Raw genomic sequence first — 21,747 nt, forward strand, 5'->3', positions numbered from 1 at the left:
GCAACAGCAGTTTAATTAAATCCTGTGACGTGAGCTTAAAACTGCACATGGGTACACATTCGCCGGATGCGCTAGTAAATACAGCCCATGAAATGTTTGCGTCTGGTAAATGTGATGGGCTTGAACCTTTCAATTTAAAGCATTTTGCTTTGTTTGGTGCTGCCGGAGAATTTAAAGAACCTGAAACTTCTTTGTGTGACTTATCATCGGTAAATCCTGGCTTTCCTCCCTCCCCTACGAATCAACCCTATGGTGATGCCCATCGTGCCATTCCTACTGATGGTTGTTACCAGCGTGGGACAGTTGATCAACAAACGGCAGATGTAAATTCAAGAAATACTGAATCTTGGCTTACTGGCTTTGCTGGAAAAAGTTTTTACTTTAAGGTCGCAAATCCTTCCCGTTTTTATGATCCGTCTACCACAACGAAGATCAATAGGACTGTGAATAAATGCTACGACCCAATGCATCCTCTTTCTACAACTCTAATTTGCGAAGAAACGTTAGCTGCTGGTAGTAAAGTCGAGTGGGACGACCCTCGATCGCCTTTTAGAGGAACAACTCAAAGAGAAACTCACTTTTCTGGTCTTGCATTTAGCAATTCTGCAAATTCAGTAATCTATACAGATGCTTATGGGAGAAACGCAAGAATATCACCCGCTCCCGCTCAAGGGATTACGTTCAAGCAAAGAGTTCCTGTCCAAGGATTTAAGTATGATGTAAATAGTGCAGCCAGCCTCTTCCCACCCAGAGACTATTCTGCATTGGGACAAAATGGGGTAAGAGCGCCTAATTAAAAGAAACCGAGCAATTCTAAATCCGTAAAGCAGGGCGATCGTCCCAGTATTCCATAGGAAACTCAAAGCTTCAGTTTCTCCATCCGCCGATGCCACGCCTTCGACCGAGCAGCAATAGCCCCATTCGACCATTTGTCAGGGTGTGGCACAGGCGGTGAAAAATACTAGTTTTCATGATGAGTTGTTAATTATAAAGACTTTTTCAGACGGGGATTTATTTAAACCCAGATTCCGCAGGTGATCTCGTAAATACTATATTTTTGGAAATGACCTAAATGCTGCATTTTAGAAGCATGACAATCACTATCAACCGATTTTGTCACTCCCCGAAAACTTTTGCCATTTTTGAATTCTAAAGCTTTTGTATACCAAGCGATGGCTCCGCCTGCCGCAGGCATCGCAAGATTTTTCGGCGTTGCTGAGTGCGGTATGAATTAATTGAACACCAGGATAAAATAATACTTCAAGTGCTGAAGTAATAATAGAGTAAAGTATTTCAGTATTTTTACGGTCTTAGAATAACATAGTATTTTGCGATAGCGAAGCGGTAGCGACTTAGGAGGGTCAATAAACTGAGGGTAAACTTTCCATCAGTAACATAAAAATAACAATTTATGAGTCAAAATATTGACGCAGCTAGAATTTCTATTATTATTCCGACTCTTAATGAAGCAGGGAATATCAAAAAAGCAATTGTAACTACTCAACCCAATACAAATATAGAAGTAATCATAGTAGATGGTGGCTCTAAAGATGACACCATAGAAATAGCTCAGTCTTTAAATGTCAAAGTTATCTCATCATCTCCAGGTCGTGCTGTGCAAATGAACGCGGGTGTAGTAGCTGCTAGCGGGAATATTCTCTTATTTCTTCATGCAGATACCCGTTTACCGACTGGGTTTGATGACATGATTCGCACAGCGCTACAACAACCTGGGACTGTGGCTGGTGCATTTAAGTTGCGGATTGATGCACCACTTTTAAGTTTACGATGGGTGGAGTGGGGAGTAAATGTGCGATCGCATTTTTGCCAAATGCCCTACGGCGACCAAGCAATTTTTTTAACCAAAAAAGTATTTCAGCAAATTGGTGGTTTTCCTGAATTGCCTATCATGGAAGACTTTGAACTCATACGTTGCTTAAAATCCATTGGACGAATTGTAATTATTCCTACACCAGTTGTTACTTCAGCCCGTAGATGGTTGCAAAAGGGAGTATTCAAAACTACGCTGCTTAATCAAATAGTAATTATTGCTTATTTACTCGGCGTTTCACCTGAGCGAATTCGTTGTTGGTATCGCCGAGAAAAATTTAAAAGAATTTAAGCTGTTTCTCATCTGAGTACTATATCTTAGGAGCAGTGAATTTAAAATCTAGGTTTCAAACTTGAGCCTCAGAAGGTCAAACTTATAAAAATGAAAAAACCTTTATTAACTTCTAAACTCAAACTACTACTCCTAAGTTGCCTGATTTTCACTTTAATAATTGCTGCTAAACAGTTAAACTTTCAGGGACTTTTACACACATCAATCATTTGGGTTGAGAGTCTTGGAGTTTTAGGGCCTATCGCTTATATATTCATTTACAACTTGGCAACATTATTATTTATACCGGGTTCTCTCTTGACACTCAAAGGTGGTTGTCTGTTTGGAGTATTTTGGGGGTCAATATATGTGCTAATTGCTGCAATAGCCGGAGCAACTTTAGCTTTTATTATTGGACGCTACCTTTCACGAGATTGGATTTCTCGACAAATGGACAAACATCCTAAATTTAAAGCAATTGATTTAGCAGTTGCGAAAGAGGGATGGAAAATAGTTTTTCTAACTCGTCTCTGTCCTGTTTTTCCCTTCAATTTATTAAATTATGCTTTTGGAGTCACACAGGTTTCTCTCAAAGACTATATATTAGGTTCCTTTGGCATTATTCCTGGTACTGTGATGTACGTTTATATTGGTTCTTTAGCTGGTAATCTTGCCATGATTAACACATCTCATCAACCAACTACTCCAGAAACTCAAGTCTGGCAATGGATAATGCAAGTAGTTGGGTTGATTGCTACCGTTGCCGTGACTGTACATATCACAAAAGTTGCTCAAAAAGTATTAGCTCAAAGTGTGGCATTAGAAGAAATAACAACCCATGAAAAAAATAACAATCATTCAGATATTTAAAAGTATTGATGCCAGAAACTTACAGAAGCTTTTTAGCCTAGGTGTATTAATATTATTGATATTGGCGAGTGCTTTCGCATTAAACACAGAAGCGGCTCTAGCAGAAGAATCTGCAAATCCAAATTATTTCAATCCTCAAACCATTTTACGGGATTCGTTGCAGTGGATTGATAGCCTGGATGCGTTGGGAGCCATAGCTTTTATTGCACTTTACATTATCGCTACCGTCGCTTTTTTCCCTGGTTCTATTCTCACCTTGGGTTCTGGCGTTATATTTGGCGTAGTTTGGGGTTCTTTGTACGTCTTCATTGGTGCAACCCTTGGCGCTACAGCAGCTTTCCTCGTGGGACGTTATTTAGCAAGGAACTGGGTTGCTGGTAAAATTGCAGATAACAAAAAATTTGCCGCCATTGACCAAGCTGTTGGCAGAGAAGGATTAAAAATTGTCCTGCTAACGCGACTCTCGCCAATATTTCCTTTCAATTTATTAAATTATGCCTTTGGTATCACGGGAGTTTCACTTAAAGATTATTTCATTGGCTCTGTAGGGATGATTCCTGGAACCATTATGTACGTTTATATAGGTTCCCTTGCAAGTAATCTTGCCATGATTGGTACTGAAGCTCAACCTACTAACCCAACTTTACAATGGGCAATTCGGATTTTGGGTTTGATTGCGACAGTAGCCGTTACAGTTTATATAACCCGGATTGCACGTAAAGCTTTAGAAGAGGAATTGTAGGTACTCTATTGTGGGCTATTCAACAGCAAATTGCTGTAAATTATCGATTGTTGAAACGTTTATACAGGAAAACTTTAATCGTATCTGTCAATTCCCAAACGGACAAAACAATTCAAAGGTTGTATTTATTATTAAACAAACATAAAAAACAAGAGACTGAGCCAACTAAATTTATCAGGATTCTTAATTTTCAATTCCTCCCAAAGGTAGTTGACTTTAGTATTTTCAATTCTTAAAAGAGGTTTCGCCAATGACCAATTCAGATTTAGAGAGAGTCACGGTTCGCCCAACGGATGAATATAACCAAAAGTTGGTGTCTTACGTCCATCCGCCAAACTGGGTTAATCCTCAACCGGCAGATGTTTATGATTTGGTAGTAATTGGAGCTGGTACGGCGGGATTAGTAGTGGCGGCGGGGGCGGCTGGTCTAGATTTGGGTTTAAAAGTGGCGTTAATTGAAAAGCATCTCATGGGTGGAGATTGCTTAAATGTTGGTTGCGTACCATCTAAAACTATTATTCGGTCTGCCCGTGTAGTTGGCGAAATCTGGGATGCTAAAAACTTGGGAGTTAATATTCCCCAACATAATATAGATGTTGATTTTCCCAAAGTTATGGCAAGGATGCGGCGGATAAGGGCTGATATCAGCCACAACGACTCGGCGGAGCGGTTTCAAAAGTTGGGTGTCGATGTCTTTTTGGGTAGCGGTCGATTTGCGAGTAAGAATACCGTGGAAGTTGGCGGTAAAACCCTGCGGTTTAAAAAAGCTGTAATTGCTACTGGCGCAAGAGCCGCACAACTGTCGATTCCGGGAATTGAAAAGGCGGGTTATCTAACGAATGAGACGGTTTTTTCCCTAATTCAACGACCGGAACGTTTGGCGGTGATTGGCGGCGGCCCCATTGGTTGCGAATTGGCGCAAGCTTTCCGCCGCTTGGGTTCTGAGGTGGTACTTTTCCATAGCGGTTCTCATCTTCTGAATAAAGAAGACGCTGAAGCTGCTGAAATTCTCCAAAAGGTTTTGATTAGGGAAGGAATTCGCGTAGTGTTGAATTCCAAATTAGAAGAAGTAGTAACTGTGACTGAAGGGAAACGGCTTTACTTTTCTTCTAATGGTCATCGAGATTCGGTGACAGTAGATGAAATTTTAGTCGGTGCGGGGCGATCGCCAAATGTCGAAAATCTAAATTTAGAAGCTGTGGGTGTAGAATACGACAAACGCCAAGGTGTGAAGGTAAATGATTATCTTCAGACGACCAATCCCAAAATTTATGCGGCTGGCGATATCTGCATGAACTGGAAATTTACCCATGCTGCTGATGCTGCGGCGCGGATTGTGATTAAAAATACGCTATTCTCTCCCTTTGGCTTAGGACGCTCGAAACTCAGTAGTTTGGTGATGCCTTGGGTAACTTATACTGACCCAGAAATTGCCCACGTAGGGATGTACGAACACGAGGCGCAGAAATTGGGTATTGAGGTGACGACAATCAAAATACCTTTTAGTAGTGTAGACCGAGCGATCGCAGATGGTGAAGAATCAGGATTTCTCAAAATCCACCATAAAAAGGGGTCTGATGAAATAATTGGTGCAACTATTGTCGCCAGTCACGCGGGTGAGATGATCTCAGAATTAACTACAGCAATGGTGAATAAGCTCGGTTTGAGTAAGTTAAGCAGTGTAATTCATCCTTATCCCACTCAAGCCGAAGCTATTAAAAAAGCCGCTGATGCTTATCGCCGCACACTCTTGACATCAAATACCAAAAAATTGTTGGGATTTCTAACAAAGTTATCTTGACAAAAATCAGTGAACAGTCGAATAACTGTTCACTGACCTCCTTCAAGTCATCTCTAAGCAGGTCGGAAGCGATCAATCTCACCCCCGGTCAAGTTGGCGTAGTACAGATTGCCATCTTTTCCAGTAGTGATTTGTGTAGTCACTCCTAGATTTGGCGTGTCTGCGGGGGAAGCAAACCGCTTAACAGAGACAAGTTTGCCCTGGCTATCAAATGTCAAAGCATCGATAGTTCCTTGACTGAAATCACCAACGAATAACGCACCTTGATAGATTGAGGGGAAAGTAGTGCCTGTGTAAAAGTCACCCAAAACAATTGAATTGGAACTAAAATGCTTGTAAGTATAAACTGGTGCTGTAACAGTTTTGCCACTACTATAAAAGTCTTTTGCTGCATTTAGGGTCGCATATTTTGGTTGTTGCAAGCTGACGATGTTGCCTTTTGCATCAAGACCTCCTTCATAGAACGGCCAGCCAAAGTTAGCTCCTGGTTTTCCGACATTGACCTCTTCGTAAGTATCAAAGCCAACATCACCAATCACAGGGTTATTATTCTTATCAATTGTGAAACGGAAGGGGTTACGCAGACCTAAGTTATAGACCTTAGAACTATTGCTATTGGGGTCGTTAGTAAGATTGTAGAAAGGATTACTTGATAAGCCTTTACCAGTAATCGCATCAATCCGTAGCATCTTGCCGGACAGATTATTGACATCCTGAACGCGAATTGCTCGCGGATCTATCCCGTTGTAGGAAGTCCCGTCTCCTAAGCTTACAAACAGAGAACCATCGGTACCAAAGCGCACAGCACCAACTGAGTGAGATTCACTATCGTTGGCTATAAAATTCTGGATATTTTGGACTTTATCGAGATTATTGAGATAATCCTGCAAGCTAGTAAACGGCTTACCAGTATCTTTGTTAATAATTCCTGATGGTGCGTAGCCTAGTGAGACATTTGTGCTATTTCCATCTGGACGGCTAATATTATCCCAAGTGGCATTAGTACCCAGTAGCACAAATTGGCTGCCGGCAATGGCAGTAGTGTAATTTGTTTTGGGGTCAGCTGTTACCCGAATTAGCTGTGCAGTCCGATTCCCATTCTGATCGGGATTGTCCAATGTGCTATTGGGATTGTTCTTAGGGTTGTTTGGATTAGTTTCTGGTGGATCGTAAGTATACAATAGGTAAACATAGTTATTGCCGGTTGGACTTTTGCCAAAATCTGGATGTACAGCAATGCCTAAAAGACCGCGATCGCGCGTGTCATTTACCTGTGCAGAAATATCGATAAATGGTGTTGCTAATAATTTGCCGTTGTCTAAGACTCGCACTACCCCATTTTTCTGGGCAATGAACATCTGCTTTTGGTCAGCTGTCCAGTCAAAAGCTGTGGGTTGATTCAAACCAGAAGCTACCGTATCTAAAGCAAACTTAGTAGAGTCATTATCAAGAATCGTGATAGTTGTCTGTTGATTAGTTAGTTGGACTCCAACTGCATTACTAAAGTTGAGAGTAAATGTTTCATTTGATTCCTCAACGTTGTCATTAATAATGGGGATAATAATGTTTTGCTGGCTTTGTCCTGCAATAAAACTCAAGGTTCCAGATTTACTTTGGTAGTCAGATCCAGCTTTAGCCGTTCCATCCACAGTTGTGTAGTTCACACTAGCAGCGCCTACAGTGTTACCCCGTGTAGCTGTCACTGTAGCTGTACCGGCACCCTCATTAATTACTGGCGCACTAAAATCGATGCCAGAGCGATCATTATCTTGAATCGTAATTCCAAGAGTTCTTTGAAGTCCTAGTGTTGCTCCTCCTGGCTGATCGATAACAAAACTAAAAGTTTCATCTACTTCTATTAATGAATCGTCATTGATCGGAATTGATACCTGTCTGCTGCTTTCACCCGGCGCAAAAATTATTGTTCCAGCGCTTTCGGTACCATCACTTCCGTAGTCAACTCCTGCTGTGGCAGTACCAGCTATGGTTGCATACTTGATTGAAGATGTGCTGCTTAAATCACCACTCCTGAGCAAAGTTATGGTAGCATTAACAGCGCCTTCGTTCAGAGTTGTGGAAGATGATCCTAATGTGATTGTGGTCTGAAGAACTGGTGAATACAGTTGTGACTGAGGAATGATTTCTTTGGTCTGAGAAGCACTCGACCAAGCCAGTTTGGAAACGGCAGTGACGGTATTTTCGAAGTATTCAAGCTTAATATCGTACTTCTGACCTGCAACTAGTGCGATCGAGCCGCTAAATTCAGTGGCAGATTGATTGACAAACTGATTGATGATTTGCTGACCATTCACCCAGAGTCGCACACCATCATCGCTAGTGGTATAGAAGTTGTAAGTCTCGCTGTACTTGGCTTGCACCTGACCTGTCCAACGTGCTGAGAAGGTATCTGGAGCAATGAACGGTTCTGGAGAACCAAGACCCCAGTCAAAGTTCACTGTCGTATCTGTACGGGTTTGCTTCAGGTTGGTTAAGTCGATGTTGTCGTAGTACTCTGCTTTGAGTCCGTTGCCGTTGCCATTAGCAGGTACGTCGCTTTGACTATAAAGTTGGGACTGAGGAATGATTTCTTTGGTTTGAGAAGCACTTGACCAAGCCAGCTTGGAAACGGCAGTGACTGTATTTTCGTAGTATTCAAGTTTAATATCGTACTTTTGACCTGCAACTAGTGCGATCGAGCCGCTAAATTCAGTGGCAGATTGATTGACAAACTGATTGATGATTTGCTGACCATTCACCCAGAGTCGCACACCATCATCGCTAGTGGTATAGAAGTTGTAAGTCTCGCTGTACTTGGCTTCTACCTGACCTGTCCAACGTGCTGAGAAGGTATCTGGAGCAATGGACGAATCTGGAGAACCAAGACCCCAGTCAAAGTTCACCGTCGCATCTGTACGGGTTTTCTTGAGGTTGGTAAAGTCGATGTTGTCGTAGTACTCTGCTTTGAGTCCATCTCCCTGAGAAAGCAGACTGGCACTAGCTTGAGAAGAAATACTTGGCAGCAGCGTCTTATCAAGGGTTTGTAGAGATTTATTATCAATTACCGTTGGGTTAGAATTTTGATTCTGTAATTCATTCATTGAAATATATGCCTCACAATAGCGCTAGAACTAATTCCATAATTAATGTTGTGGAATTAGTTTTATAATGGATATTTCCAACAAAAAAAGCGTAGCTATACTAGGTGTAAACATATTAATAAGATAGCAGTAAATTTTCTTATTAATATATTTGTTGCATGTAATATTTTCTCTTAATTGCTGATAGAAACTATTTTTTTATATATGATCCTTCGCTCATATTCCTTTCTAATGGGCTGCCTATTTGTGTCAACCTCAAAATGAACGAATATGGACTGATGTACCTTTCTATATATTCTTTGAAGTAGATTATAGAGAAGAATTGGTACTACAAGAAATACCAGATATTAATTATCAAAAGGGTGCAATAGTCCTAATAAATGGTTATTTTTTGTTACAAGCTTATAATTTTTAATTAAATTCACCAAAGTGAATTTAATTAAAAATTATAAGTAACCTCTCAAGAGAGCTTTTAATCTAACTGATAAACAGTTACATAAAGTTGAAACAAAGCAAAATCCAAGATGTCAGATAAATGCTTAAGTAGTCGAAGATTATATTTTACATGAGAACGCTTAGGTACTGTCATTAGATTTATCAATTACATATTTGACACTATATCAGGGTGTTATGTCTATCTTTTTTATAGAACTTTATTTAAATATTCATATTGCTATATACCTTTTTAAAGGAATATAAAAGTTTTAATGGTTTTTAAATAAAAATTGCCAATATAAGGAATGATGTCATGTTTTGTAGCCTCATATTTCTTAATGACATGAAAATTATATAAAGAAAATTTTTAATATTTAAAGATTTAAAAAAGTAATATTTATCTATGCTTAACCTTGACTATTAATTTATATCTTTGTGATCAGAAACAGGAGAGAGGTTTTGCAACCCAGTTGTTGTTTTTCTCCACTTGTATGAAACTAGTAGTCTGCCAACCCAAAAATGCTGCGTGATGGCTGGGTAAGGGGTAAGGGGTAAGGGGTAAGGGATTTGAAACCTTTCCCCCTTCCCATTTACCCTTTACCCCGCCAAGTTCACTTGGCGAACTACTAGGGTGTAAGTGGGAATGTTCAAGCTGATTTGAGGACAACAAGAAACCACCGAAGATATCTATACCTTGGGTGGTAGTGTGCAGTCGGGGGCGACAACTATTTTCAGATGAATTTATTAGAAATTGCTCAGAAGCGGGTTGTATGGTTGTTGGTTTTACTTATAACCAGTAAACCATTACAGGAACAATTATTAAGTCACAAGAGAAAATTTTCACAAAAATGGTGACACTGACGGCGTTTATCCCTTTGCTGACTGGTGCTGGCGGTAATGTGCTTGCCCAGTCTTCTACAGTGGTGATTCGAGGGATGAACACCGATGAAATGCGATCGCTTGGCACATTGCAGATAGTTGGCCGCGAAACTATCGCAACTGTATGGGTTTACTTTCTGCAAGGGCGATTAGAAGTAGCGATCGCGGCATGTGCCTGGTAGCGATTTCTGTATTAGCTTTTATCTCTGGTTCAGCACTGCCGTTTCTATTTTGCTACCTCCTGTTTAGATCCGGCATTGATGTCAGCACCATTTATTACTACAGAAGTTGATGTAGTAGGCGTTTTGATTTATTTCAATTTGGCGCAGTTAATTTTAAGGTTAAGAAAGGAGTCATTGGTCATTAATCAATAACAAATTACAAACGACAAATGACTATTTTTTACAATTCTGATTCCGTCACTGGAGCAACAATTTCGCCTGTACCCAATTGCAGTATCATGTCTTGTTCAGTAATTAAGCCACTGAGTTCTTTTACTTGTAAATTCATTTCTTCACAAGCTTGTCTGAGTTCTCGGGCAAATTTGTTGAGGTCTTGACCATAGCCACATTGATAAGCAGCAGTTTCAATCCCTTGCTTGGCATTTGCTCTAGCACAATCTACTAGTTCTGTGCCATATAGTGGTGTAGGAGATGCCATAGACGTAGTTGTTATCTCTAAATGTATGCTGCTGAATAGATTATCAATATTTCAATTTTTACTCATCCCTCTAATGGAAGACAATGAGGGTAGAGTTAGGCGTGAAGAGTTAGTAGTTAGAAGTTAATAGATTATAATTTTGAACTCTGATAACTTTAGTTTTGGAATTTGGAATTAAACAAAAAATATAAAATTCCAAATTCTATGACTTCTAACTCCTAACTTTTGTATCGAACAGAATTCAGGATTCAGAAGTCAGAATTTATTCTGACTTCTGAATTCTTCTTCAATTAGCCATTGACTACTTCGCCACCATTTACGTGCAGCACTTGTCCAGAGACATAAGAAGCATCATCAGATGCTAGAAATACATAGCTGGGGGCAACTTCTTCTGGTTGTCCGGCTCGTTGCATTGGAACTTGTTTCCCAAAATTCTCAACTTTTTCTTCTGGGAAAGTTGAGGGAATTAAAGGTGTCCAAATTGGCCCTGGCGCGACAGCATTAACGCGAATTCCTTTTGACACCAAATTTTGTGATAAGGAGCGGGTAAAAGCAACGATCGCACCTTTTGTAGAAGAATAATCTAGCAGTTGTGGGCTACCTTTATAAGCTGTTACCGATGTGGTATTGATGATAGCACTGCCTATTTGCAAATGCTTGAGTGCAGCTTTAGTCATAAAAAACATTGAGAAGATATTAGTGCGAAAAGTTCGCTCTAACTGTTCTTTAGTGATTTCTTCAATACTTTCTTTAGGATGTTGTTCGGCGGCGTTGTTGATGAGAATATCGAGTTTGCCAAACTCACCAACTGTTTGTTGGATAGCTTGCTGACAAAAAGTTTCATCGCCAATATCGCCTGCGATAGTTACTGCACGACGACCTTGTTTTTCTACCAAATGTTTTGTTTCTTTGGCATCATCGTGTTCATTCAAGTAAAGAATAGCCACATCTGCACCTTCTTTAGCAAATGCGATCGCTACAGCACGACCAATACCACTATCTGCACCCGTAATCAATGCTACTTTATCTTGTAACTTGCCACTACCTCGATACTCGGCATCATCTGCTTTCGGTTTTGGTGTCATTTCTGATTCAACACCTGGTACTTCTTGCTGCTGTGGCGGCTGCAATGTTTTCTCTTTTTTCTCTTTTGATTTAGCCATAAGTTTTTTCTTGGTAATTGAATATTGAATTGGGCATTTATTACCCCCATCTTTCTCATTAGCCATTTTCAAAAGTAAACCCTGGATCAAAAATTTAACCCAAGGTTTATTTTCCGCTTCGGCTCCTACTTGCCATTTGCAATTTTTCGGATATACATATCCCGAATTCGTATCAAAGGCACTTATTTCTAGAAACTGTAGGCAGCTGACGTTATTTATACTCAAACATGACAGACACTATTCACCTGACGGCAAGAACAAGTATAAAACTATGATTCGATGAAATAGTTATCTCTTTCATCTGCTATTAAGTTAACTATTAAGTTGCTGTAATTTATCGCTCTCTAGAGGTAAACTAAGATAAAATTTGCTCAACCTTAAGACAGAAAATAAATTAAATAATAAAAATTATTCAATTAGTTAATCATGATTTCTTCTAGCTCACTCAAGAACTGTGCCATTGTCGATAAATGAAAATATAGATTTATACTTTTTCACTTTGTAGTTGCACAACTACCTACTAGTCTGTCAAGTTTAAATTTATAGATATAGGAATCTGCTTTGATTTTTGTATCCCTCACGGGAGCGTAGCTATAGTTACTTGCGTGTGCAGGCAAGAGGCAATAGAAAAGAAGGCTTTCTAAATTGTACGGAGCTTTTTCACGTAATAAAATATGAGTCATATTGACAATTTTAGATTAATGAGTTTAGTCCTTATTTTCTAAGTAATCAACTCATTACTACAAACCTTTAAAAATAGCTTGACAGAATAATAAAATTATGCGTTCAACCTTCATTGGTATTAATTTAAGCTGATATCTGCATAGCCACATTTTTGTAGGATAAAGTACTTGCTTACTAGTTACCAAACTAATAGGCCAAAAGCCTGCGTGGTGCGCTACATTGGGATTATTAGAGGGCAGGGGTTATGGCAATACTAAATATTTCCGAGTTAGAGCAGGTTGAAAAGTTTCGCCAATTACAATTAACCCTGCGCGATCGCTGGAAAACGATCGAGTCGTTTGACAATAGTGAAGCGGATATTTTAATTATTCCCTCCCTGAGTCTCGATCAGCGCGAACTCCAAAAGATCGAAGGCTGCGAACATTATGAAGAAAGATTACTATTTTCTTTAATTCGGTTGCAGAATCCTCGGACTCGGCTGGTTTATGTAACATCTGTACCACTGCATCCTAGTATCATTGATTATTATCTGCAACTTTTGCCAGGAATTCCCTTTTCTCATGCGCGCAATCGCTTGCTGCTACTTTCTACTTACGATTCTTCCCTTAAACCTCTCAGTCAAAAGATTTTAGAACGCCCCCGTCTACTAGAGCGTATTCATCAATCTTTGAGGCTAGATAAATCATTTATGATCTGCTACAACTCTTCGCACTGGGAAGGCGAATTGTCTTTAAAATTGGGTGTACCACTGTATGCTGCTGCACCAGATTTACAGATTTGGGGGACAAAAAGTGGCAGTCGGCAAATCTTCGCCGAAAGCGGAGTACCGCATCCAGATGGTAGCGAAAAAATTTGGAACCACACAGATTTGGCAGAAGCTACCAGTGATTTGTGGGAAAGACAACCAACATTAAAACGGGTAGTGGTAAAACTCAACGAAGGCATTTCGGGAGAGGGAAATGCCTTGCTCGATCTGAGGCCAATTGAGAATTTAGCACCAGGTATTGGGACTCATGCTGAAAGGGTAGCAGCAATTAGCGATCGCTTCTCAACAATGCGCTTTCAAGCAAAACTTGAGACTTGGGATAATTTTTCGGGAAGAATCCCAGAATTAGGGGCAATTGTCGAAGCATTTGTGGAAGGGGAAATAAAGCGATCGCCCAGTGTCCAAGGCCGGATCACACCCACTGGTAAAGTGGAAATCCTTTCAACTCATGACCAAATTCTCGGAGGCCCAGACGGTCAGATTTACCTTGGTTGTCGCTTCCCGGCTGATGAAAGCTATCGATTACAATTACAACAATTAGGACTACAAGTTGGTAGCAAGCTAGCAGAGAAAGGTACTTTAGAGCGATTTGGCGTAGATTTTATCACCGTTGACAAGGGTAATGGTGAGTGGGATATTCAGGCGATCGAAATTAATCTGCGTAAAGGTGGCACAACTCATCCATTCATGACCCTGAAATTATTAACAAACGGTCGCTATGACCTTTCTACGGGCTTATTTTATAGTCAGCAAGGTCGTCCAAAATACTACATTGCTACTGATAATTTGCAAAAAGAGCGCTATCAGGGATTGTTACCTAATGATTTGATGGATATCATCGCTGAACACAGACTACACTTTGACACTGGTACAGAGACTGGCACAGTGTTTCATCTCATGGGTTGTCTTTCGCAGTTTGGCAAGTTGGGATTAACCAGCATCGGTGATTCTCCGCAACAAGCACAAGATATTTATAACAAAGTTGTCAAGTTTTTGGATGAAGAAACCCGCAGCGAAAATCGTGATTTCTCGGCGTTTTCAGATTATTCTTTTCCCGTAGCTTGGGATGAATATATATAGGTAAAAGACATCTCCAGGAATGAAATATGCTTTATCTATAACCGAATGGCACTAAGAAAAGCTGAAACCTCGTCAGGGCAGGGTGTGGGGAGTGTGGGAGGACGGGGAAGAAGTCTTACCCCCCACACTCCCCACACTCCCCACACTCAAAAAGCAAGTTATATCAGGGCTTTGCGATTAACAAGTGTGCCATTCATCTATAACCCTTGTTAGTTCTGAATGCGATCGCTATTAGGTAAACTTTCCTGGTTGCTAGGTTCTTTACGAGATTGAGTATAAATATAGGCCACTAAGGCTAAAGTCAGCCCAATTGCCAAAACTACTCCCAAGATTCGCAAAAAATTGGGAGTAATTTTTGTAGCTAGCTGCTCACTTAGCTTTGGTTGGTAAATAGTGTCATCTAGTGGTACTTGTCGTCTGCCTTGATTGGATGCAGACCGTGGTTGATACAATGTCACATCTGGCGGTACTTGTGGTCTATCTTGATTCGCTCCAGGTCGCGGTTGAAATAATGTCTTATCTGGTGGCACTTGTTGTCCGCCTTGATTCGCTCCAGGTCGCGGTTGATACAATGTTTTATCTGGTGGCACTTGTTGTCCGCCTTGATTCGCCCCAGGTCGCGGTTGAAACAATGTCTTATCTGGTGGCACCTGTTGTCCACCAAGATTCGCCCCAGGTCGCGGTTGAAACAATGTCTTATCTGGTGGCACCTGTTGTCCACCAAGATTCGCCCCAGGTCGCGGTTGATACAACGTCTTATCTGGCTGCACTTGTTGTCCACCTTGATTCGCCCCAGGTCGTGGTTGATACAAGGTCACGTCCGGTTTTCTGGGGTTGGGATTATTCACAGGACTCTGTGGACTTTGCTCAACTGGGTTAAACTGCCTCGGAACTGTTTCGTGATTTGAACCTTGGTTGTATCCAGGCTGAAGGGGAGGAACTGTTTCCTCTGATTGGTTTTGCTCAATCGGGTTAAATTGTCTGGAAATAGTTTCGTGATTTGAACCTTGATTATATGCAGATGGGGGACGGAGAACGGTATCTTCGTTTGATTGTCTGGGAACAGTTTCGTGATTTGAACCTTGATTATATGCAGATGGGGGACGGAGAACGGTATCGTCGTTTGATTGTCTGGGAACAGTTTCGTTATTTGAACCTTGATTATATGCAGATGGAGGGCGGAGAACGGTGTCGTCGTTCGATTGTCTGGGAACAGTTTCGTGATTTGAACCGTGATTATATGCAGATGGAGGACGGTAAACGGTGTCGTCGTTCGATTGTCTGGGAACAGTTTCGTGATTTGAACCCTGATTGGAGGAAGGTTGTGATTGCCCGGTAGCTTTTCCCGGTAAATTAATAGTGTTTGTGACGGATTTGGCAGCAGATTGCAAAGCAAGATTGAGTTCTTCTACTGTTGCAAATCGGTTAGCTGGGTTCTTGTGGAGGCATTTCATCACCACCGCTTCCAATTCTACGGAATAATGCTCACAACCTGGCTGCGATCGCAGTGGCTTCGGTGGTTCATAAGCATGAGCTAATACCCAAGAAGCCTCGCTGACATGACTACCCTTAATGCTGATTCCAAAAGGATCGGCAGCACTCAGCATTTCATAAAGGATGATTCCTAAACTGTAAATATCACCCCTTGCATCCAGGTTTTTATCGCTTTGGATTTGCTCAGGAGGTGCATAACGAAATGTGCCAATAAAAGTACTGGTGATATTGGTAATATTGGCATTTTCTGAAGATTCACTCCGAATTTTGGCAACACCAAAATCCAAAACCTTTACCCACTCACCCAAATCTGTAGGCACTAAAAATATATTATCTGGTTTCAGGTCACGATGAACTACCTGAATATGCTCAGTGCTTTTTCCGCCTTCCCGTTGGAGAGTAACCCCTTGATGGGCAAGCTGTAAACCTTTGCAAACTTGCGCCATAATTTTTACCGCCCGCTCAACAGATAGCCGCTTCTCGCGCAGCAGTAATTGTCTGAGCGTTTGCCCACGTAAATATTCCATTACGTAAAATGGAAAGCCTTCCGAAGTGAATCCACAATCACTAATTTTAACTATGTGGTCACTTTGCAAAGCAGCACAAACTGCTACCTCACGCTCAAAACGCTTTCTCATTTCTTGTGATGCCACCAGCGTATCTTTGAGCAACTTCAACGCTACTTGTTGACCAACACGGGTGTCCGTTGCCAGGAAGACATCTCCCATGCCACCCCCGCCTAACCGTTTGTCTAAACGATATCGCTCGTTATCACCTACCAAGCGACCAATCCAAGAATTTGAAGGAGGTGGGGATTTCATCTGGGGGAACCCATTCTAGTAACTTTAAGGTTTTGACTTTAGCTCAGATATACTACTAGTATTACAAATATTTTGCTGACTTGGTAACTTAGATGAATATTAGTAACATATATTACTTAGCCTTTATCTGATTATACCCAGCTTAACATATTACTAACTTAAAATAATGTTAGCAATTTGATAAAATGTTTAAAATTAAGCCCTATGGTGCTTTAAAATTGGTTCCTGATGTGAAGTTAACGCAAATTATACGAGGTCTTTAGCTTCATTAGTGCTGATACTTCGTATGCCATGCGGATAGTCTCTGTTACAGAATATTTAAAGTTTTGCAAAATATATTCTGTCAATGTACTCTGGCGTACATGATTAAGATGTGCTATTGCCATGAGGAACGAGGATGAGTAATGTACTCTCTATAGCCGCCGTGACAGCAGTACTAAAAGTCTTGCTGGAAAATGGCTTGGTCAGCGATCCGATCGCTGCGAGTGTTGGTGATGTGATTGTAACTGCCCTACCACCCGATCGAATTTCAGTTGAAGCTGACGAGCGGGCTCAAATCAACCTCTTTCTTTATCAAGTAACACAGAACCGCAATGTCGATTGGGTATCTCAGGAATTTCGCAGCAGGCATTCACGTATAAATGGAAACGCATCTTCTCAGAGTCCGCCACTAGCTCTTGACCTCCATTACTTACTAACAGCGTATGGAGCCAAGGATTTTCAGGCGGAGCTTTTATTGGGCTATGCAATGCATTTATTACACAAAACACCAGCCATCACATCGGATATTATTGAGAATACTCTGATAAATGCCTCTACAACTAATACCTCAAGTGCTTTTTCGCAAGCTGTAGCAAGTGTATCTGTACCTGATTTAGCTGAACAAATTGGTCAGATTAAACTGACTCCAGAGTTTTTTAACATGGAAGAAACTTCTAAATTATGGTCTGCGTTACAAACACACTATCGACCTTCAGCTACCTATCTGGCATCAATGGTATTGATTGAGAGTAGCAAACCTGAAAATTCTGAAGTCTATATCATGCCCTTGTCTCAACCGACTATAGAGCAAGTTATGGCTTCGGCAAAGACCGAGCAAACGATTTTTACAGGTACAACATTAGTAATTCGTGGTAAACGTTTACGTGGTGAGATTACCCGAATCCGTTTGAGTCATAGGGAGACTTTACTAGTACCTCATGATGTTAAAGAAACACAAATTAGCCTGTTAATCCCATCAGATTTATACGCAAGTGTGCAAGGTATCCAAGTTGTACATCTAACAATGGGCAATGCAGGACAAACAGATTATGTATTTGAATCAAACGTTGCAGCTTTTGTCATCCATCCAACAATTACGGCATTTGTCGCTCAAGTGGAAAATAGCGGCGACAATTTACGCACAGCAGAAATTACCGTTAAATTCCAGCCCAAAGTTGGTAAGGCACAGCGAGTAATTTTGCTACTCAATGAAGTATCAGTTAATAGTCCGGTAGCTTACTCTTTCTTGGTTGCATCACGCATTGAAGACACCGATGCAATTACTATTCCTGTCAAAAATGTAAAGCCAGGGACTTATATTGTTCGGGTGCAAGTAGATGGGGCAGAAAGTCCACTGCACAGGAAGAATCAGTCTGGAGCTTATGATTCGCCACAGGTGACAATCTTATGAATGCTACAACAAATCGCAATTGGGATGAGGCAAACTACCGCTATCTATCAGCAGCCCTTGCCGTGGTGCGTGGGATTTTAGAAAATCACACGGCAAAAGAGCAAAATCAATCTGTAGAGAAAAATCAAGAGAATTTACAGCAAGCTTTACAGGAAGCGGCTGCTGCAATGCCTGCGCCATCAGCATTGGAGAGAGTATGCAAAATATTTAGTCTCTCATCCTTTGAACGTGATTTGTTGTTGTTGTGTGCAGGTATGGAGTTGAATGGAGATTTTGCTAAATTGTGTGCCATAACACACGGAGATTTACAACGAGCTTACCCAACTCTAAGTTTAGCTCTGTCCGCTTTACCTAACGTCCACTGGGATGCGATCGCTCCAAATGCTCCCTTACGTCATTGGCGGTTAATTCAAATTGGTGATGGTCATGCCTTGACTCTCAGTCCTGTAAGAATTGACGAACGAATTTTACATTATCTCACGGGCATTCAATATCTTGACGAACGATTAGCTGGCATCATTGAACCATTACCAGAGGTTAGCGATTTAGTCCCCTCGCACCAAGATTTAGCAGAGCGAGTTGCAGCAGTTTGGTCGCAAGCTGACAAAATTAATAGCTTACCAATCGTGCAGCTATGTAGTAGCGAAACTACTAGCAAACGCGCCATTGCCGCGACCATTTGTCAACTCCAGGGTTTAAGTTTGTGGGTAATGCCTGCACAACTTATTCCCTTAGCACCTAGCGAGTTAGATAATCTGATTCGCCTGTGGACTCGCGAGACGATTTTAAGTAAGTGTGCGTTACTCATAGACTGCAACGAACTAGATAATAATGATATGGCGCGGCTGAATGCGATCGCTCGTTTCATCGAACGCACCAAGGGCTTTTTAATAGTTACGAGTCGAGAACGGATTGGACTAGGACAACGCCTGGTAGTTAATTTTGACGTACATCAACCAACTAGCAAAGAACAAGGTACAGTTTGGCAAGATGCCCTAGGTTCAATGGCATCACAAATGAACGGGCAAGTTAAAACCTTAGTGGATCAGTTTAACCTAAGTGCCGCAACCATTCGGGCTGCTTGTGCAGAAGCCGCAGGACAATTAGCACAAAAACCAGACAACGATATCACGAGCATTTTATGGGATGCCTGCCGTGTGCAAGCACGTCCGCGCTTGGATGAACTCGCCCAAAGGATTGAGCCATCTGGTGATTGGGAAGATTTGGTATTGCCAGAGGCACAGAAACAAGTTCTGCGAGACATTGCGGCTCATGTGCGTCAACGCAGTACTGTATATAACAATTGGGGTTTTGGTGGCAAGAGTGCTAGAGGATTGGGAATTAGTGCCTTATTCGCAGGTGCTAGCGGCACTGGTAAAACCTTGGGGGCAGAAGTACTCGCCCAGAAATTGCGTCTCGACCTTTATCGAATCGATCTATCATCGGTAGTTAGCAAATATATTGGCGAAACAGAGAAGAATTTGCGCCGGGTATTTGATGCTGCTGAACAAGGCGGGGTGATTTTGTTATTTGATGAAGCTGATGCTTTATTTGGCAAACGTAGTGAAGTTAAAGATGCGCGCGATCGCTATGCCAATATTGAAGTTAGCTACCTGTTGCAACGCATGGAAAGCTATCCAGGTTTAGCAGTCCTGACTACGAACTTAAAAAGTGCAATTGATACAGCCTTTCTGCGCCGGATTCGCTTCGTGGTGCAATTCCCCTTCCCCGACACAACACAACGAGCCGAGATTTGGCGGCGCGTCTTTCCCGCCGACACCCCAACCGCAGACTTAGATGCTCTGCAACTAGCACGGCTAAATGTCGCTGGGGGTAATATCCGTAACATAGCTTTAAATGCAGCTTTTCTGGCAGCTGATGCCGGGGAAGCAGTGCAGATGAAACACGTATTGCGGGCTGCTCAAACGGAATATAGCAAGTTAGAGAAGCCTTTAACTGATGCGGAAGTTGGGGGGTGGATGTGAAGAGGGGAGAAGGCAGGGGGCAGGAGGCAGGAGGCAGGGGGAAATTTTAGAAGTTGCCAAATCATTTTGCAAATATGCAACGCCATATTTGATATGATGCGTGATTTGTGGGTTTTGTAACTCACCTAAGTGAAGAGTTTTAGTCAGTGTGATTGGTTCATGTTAGAACAACTTGAAGCGGTGCTTGCCAATCTAAATGCAACCAAGAGTCAGCATTACCGCTATTAATGGCAATTTCTATCCAGCCGTGACTGCCAACTAAAGCTAGTATCTCTCCCACGTTGACATCACTGTAAGTTTGACAACCTGGTATATTCAACCCAGCAGCTTGCACATACCAAGTTTTGCCTTGTACGTAAGTTGCTGGAATGTTGCTCACTAAATTGCCAAAGTGGTCAATATATTGAATGCAACCCACTACACCATTGCTTGTCTGCTTGCAGTCGGCTATATCCAGTTTGACCAAACTTGCTGGATCAATTTCTTGTCCTAGTTGTTTGAGGGAGACACCACTAGCAAGACTAGCTGCCACTGGTGCAAAAATATCTCTACCGTGAAAAGTGTTGCTTGGTTGAGGAGTTCGCCAATAGTTAAGATTTGTAAGTTCGACGGCTGCGTAGGCGTAGCCCGTCGTAGACATCGCCGGGCTTTGACTAAGTACGCCGCTAAAGATACCATTATCTGGGCCTACTAAAAACCCTTGAGCAAATTCTACTGCGATCGCTCGTCGCTTACTTCCCACTCCTGGATCAACTACTGCCAGATGTACTGTCTCAACGGGAAAATAGGGATAAGCATTCATCAGGCAAAACCTGGCTGCGGCGATGTCTTGCGGTGGAATTTGGTGCGTTAAGTCTATCACCCTCAGCCTGGGATTGGCTTGGGCTATGACTCCCTTCATTACGCCTACATAAATATCGCGATCGCCAAAATCGCTTAGAAAAGTTATGAGTCGTTGTTGCTCCATCTGCTTTTCAGACATATTTTTGTTAAAATCTACATTAAGTTATAAAATTCTGTAGCAACAGCTACAAAATATGTGTTATGTTATCAATAGAAGACATAAAGTGTAAAATTAAAGAAGGTAATCATTATGAATCAAGGTAGACTACAAAGTTCAAGGAAAGCACAAGAAGCCCACAGAGAGAATATTCAAAAAAGCCTAGAGCATCGCTTGCAAGTAGCCAGAGCAAAGGGCGACGAACAACTGATTCGTCAACTTGAAGCTGAAATGAGATATTCCAGCTAAATCAAGTTTTCATTGTTCTTAGTTTGTTGTGTAACCCGCTGTAGCGGGTTTTTTTGTTTTTAGAGGGTTTGCTTTCTATGGTAATTGCGCTCTTGGGGCAATACGCTTGGGTTAAAAAAATTGTAGCGACTGTCTTGAATGTCAAGTGCGATCGTTAACAAAAAACTGGAACTGTGAACATTGACGCAACTGGGGAACGCTGCGCTAGATTCGGTGGTGGCTGGTACGGGCATTGAGATTTTACATA

16 protein-coding genes and 1 pseudogene are annotated in these 21,747 nt (G+C 41.5%); 10 read left to right on the forward strand and 7 right to left on the reverse strand.

Annotated features, from left to right (window positions below):
• On the forward strand, positions 1-797 hold a 797-nt coding region (locus tag IQ274_RS33705; RefSeq protein ID WP_228058565.1), incomplete at its 5' end, for a hypothetical protein.
• A 218-nt stretch (positions 798-1,015) separates the two neighbouring features.
• Here IQ274_RS33705 and IQ274_RS33710 read toward each other — a convergent pair.
• On the reverse strand, positions 1,016-1,195 hold the full coding sequence (locus IQ274_RS33710; RefSeq protein WP_194144907.1) for a hypothetical protein: 180 nt from the start codon (positions 1,193-1,195) through the stop codon (positions 1,016-1,018).
• A 216-nt stretch (positions 1,196-1,411) separates the two neighbouring features.
• Between IQ274_RS33710 and IQ274_RS33715 the strand changes: the two genes are divergently transcribed.
• The 4 genes from IQ274_RS33715 to IQ274_RS33730 all read left to right on the forward strand — a co-directional run bounded on the left by IQ274_RS33715 (position 1,412) and on the right by IQ274_RS33730 (position 5,514).
• A complete protein-coding gene (locus IQ274_RS33715) occupies positions 1,412-2,122 on the forward strand; it encodes a TIGR04283 family arsenosugar biosynthesis glycosyltransferase (protein ID WP_163928994.1) in 711 nt (236 codons plus the stop codon).
• A gap of 90 nt (positions 2,123-2,212) precedes the next feature.
• Complete coding sequence (locus tag IQ274_RS33720) at positions 2,213-2,971, forward strand: TVP38/TMEM64 family protein (protein WP_163928993.1); 759 nt, start codon at positions 2,213-2,215, stop codon at positions 2,969-2,971.
• Positions 2,940-3,713, forward strand: coding sequence for a TVP38/TMEM64 family protein (locus IQ274_RS33725; RefSeq protein ID WP_194144908.1), 774 nt, complete (start codon positions 2,940-2,942; stop codon positions 3,711-3,713). The genes IQ274_RS33720 and IQ274_RS33725 overlap by 32 nt, the downstream gene beginning before the upstream one ends.
• A 250-nt stretch (positions 3,714-3,963) precedes the next feature.
• Positions 3,964-5,514, forward strand: a complete 1,551-nt coding sequence (locus IQ274_RS33730) for a mercuric reductase (RefSeq protein WP_194144909.1) — start codon at positions 3,964-3,966, stop codon at positions 5,512-5,514.
• 53 nt (positions 5,515-5,567) lie between these two features.
• Here IQ274_RS33730 and IQ274_RS33735 read toward each other — a convergent pair whose 3' ends face one another.
• Positions 5,568-8,612 carry a PA14 domain-containing protein gene (locus IQ274_RS33735; protein ID WP_194144910.1) on the reverse strand — a complete coding sequence of 1,015 codons (3,045 nt, stop codon included), beginning with the start codon at positions 8,610-8,612 and terminating at the stop codon, positions 5,568-5,570.
• A 1,283-nt stretch (positions 8,613-9,895) separates the two neighbouring features.
• Here IQ274_RS33735 and IQ274_RS33740 point away from each other — a divergent pair.
• A pseudogene (locus tag IQ274_RS33740) lies at positions 9,896-10,300 on the forward strand (magnesium transporter).
• A gap of 28 nt (positions 10,301-10,328) precedes the next feature.
• Here the strand turns inward: IQ274_RS33740 and IQ274_RS33745 are convergent.
• Both IQ274_RS33745 and IQ274_RS33750 read right to left on the reverse strand, forming a co-directional pair.
• Positions 10,329-10,586: a hypothetical protein gene (locus IQ274_RS33745; protein ID WP_012409850.1), complete on the reverse strand. Its 258-nt coding sequence runs from the start codon at positions 10,584-10,586 to the stop codon at positions 10,329-10,331.
• 290 nt (positions 10,587-10,876) lie between these two features.
• The gene (locus IQ274_RS33750) at positions 10,877-11,749 is read right to left on the reverse strand and encodes an SDR family oxidoreductase (protein WP_194144911.1); all 873 of its coding nucleotides are present in this window, start codon (positions 11,747-11,749) and stop codon (positions 10,877-10,879) included.
• Between the two features lie 928 nt (positions 11,750-12,677).
• Between IQ274_RS33750 and IQ274_RS33755 the strand changes: the two genes are divergently transcribed.
• Complete coding sequence (locus IQ274_RS33755; protein WP_194144912.1) at positions 12,678-14,279, forward strand: peptide ligase PGM1-related protein; 1,602 nt, start codon at positions 12,678-12,680, stop codon at positions 14,277-14,279.
• Positions 14,280-14,488: 209 nt separating this feature from the next.
• On the opposite strand, the gene IQ274_RS33760 is transcribed toward IQ274_RS33755, so the two are convergent.
• Positions 14,489-16,594: a serine/threonine-protein kinase gene (locus IQ274_RS33760; RefSeq protein ID WP_194144913.1), complete on the reverse strand. Its 2,106-nt coding sequence runs from the start codon at positions 16,592-16,594 to the stop codon at positions 14,489-14,491.
• Between the two features lie 397 nt (positions 16,595-16,991).
• On the opposite strand from IQ274_RS33760, the gene IQ274_RS33765 reads away from it, so the two are divergent.
• Entirely contained in the window at positions 16,992-18,266 is a 1,275-nt protein-coding gene (locus IQ274_RS33765) for a DUF4255 domain-containing protein (protein WP_194144914.1), read from the forward strand.
• Positions 18,263-20,251 carry an ATP-binding protein gene (locus tag IQ274_RS33770; protein WP_194144915.1) on the forward strand — a complete coding sequence of 663 codons (1,989 nt, stop codon included), beginning with the start codon at positions 18,263-18,265 and terminating at the stop codon, positions 20,249-20,251. The genes IQ274_RS33765 and IQ274_RS33770 overlap by 4 nt, the downstream gene beginning before the upstream one ends.
• Positions 20,252-20,408: 157 nt before the next feature.
• On the opposite strand, the gene IQ274_RS33775 is transcribed toward IQ274_RS33770, so the two are convergent.
• A complete protein-coding gene (locus IQ274_RS33775) occupies positions 20,409-21,233 on the reverse strand; it encodes an SAM hydrolase/SAM-dependent halogenase family protein (RefSeq protein ID WP_194144916.1) in 825 nt (274 codons plus the stop codon).
• Between the two features lie 111 nt (positions 21,234-21,344).
• Here IQ274_RS33775 and IQ274_RS33780 point away from each other — a divergent pair, with 111 nt between their 5' ends.
• A complete protein-coding gene (locus tag IQ274_RS33780; protein WP_163935769.1) occupies positions 21,345-21,500 on the forward strand; it encodes a hypothetical protein in 156 nt (51 codons plus the stop codon).
• Positions 21,501-21,559: 59 nt separating this feature from the next.
• On the opposite strand, the gene IQ274_RS37055 is transcribed toward IQ274_RS33780, so the two are convergent.
• Positions 21,560-21,747: hypothetical protein (locus tag IQ274_RS37055; protein ID WP_228058566.1), on the reverse strand; the 188-nt coding region annotated here is incomplete at its 5' end.

Origin of the sequence: Nostoc sp. LEGE 12447, assembly GCF_015206985.1 — a bacterium.
Classification (GTDB): domain Bacteria; phylum Cyanobacteriota; class Cyanobacteriia; order Cyanobacteriales; family Nostocaceae; genus Nostoc.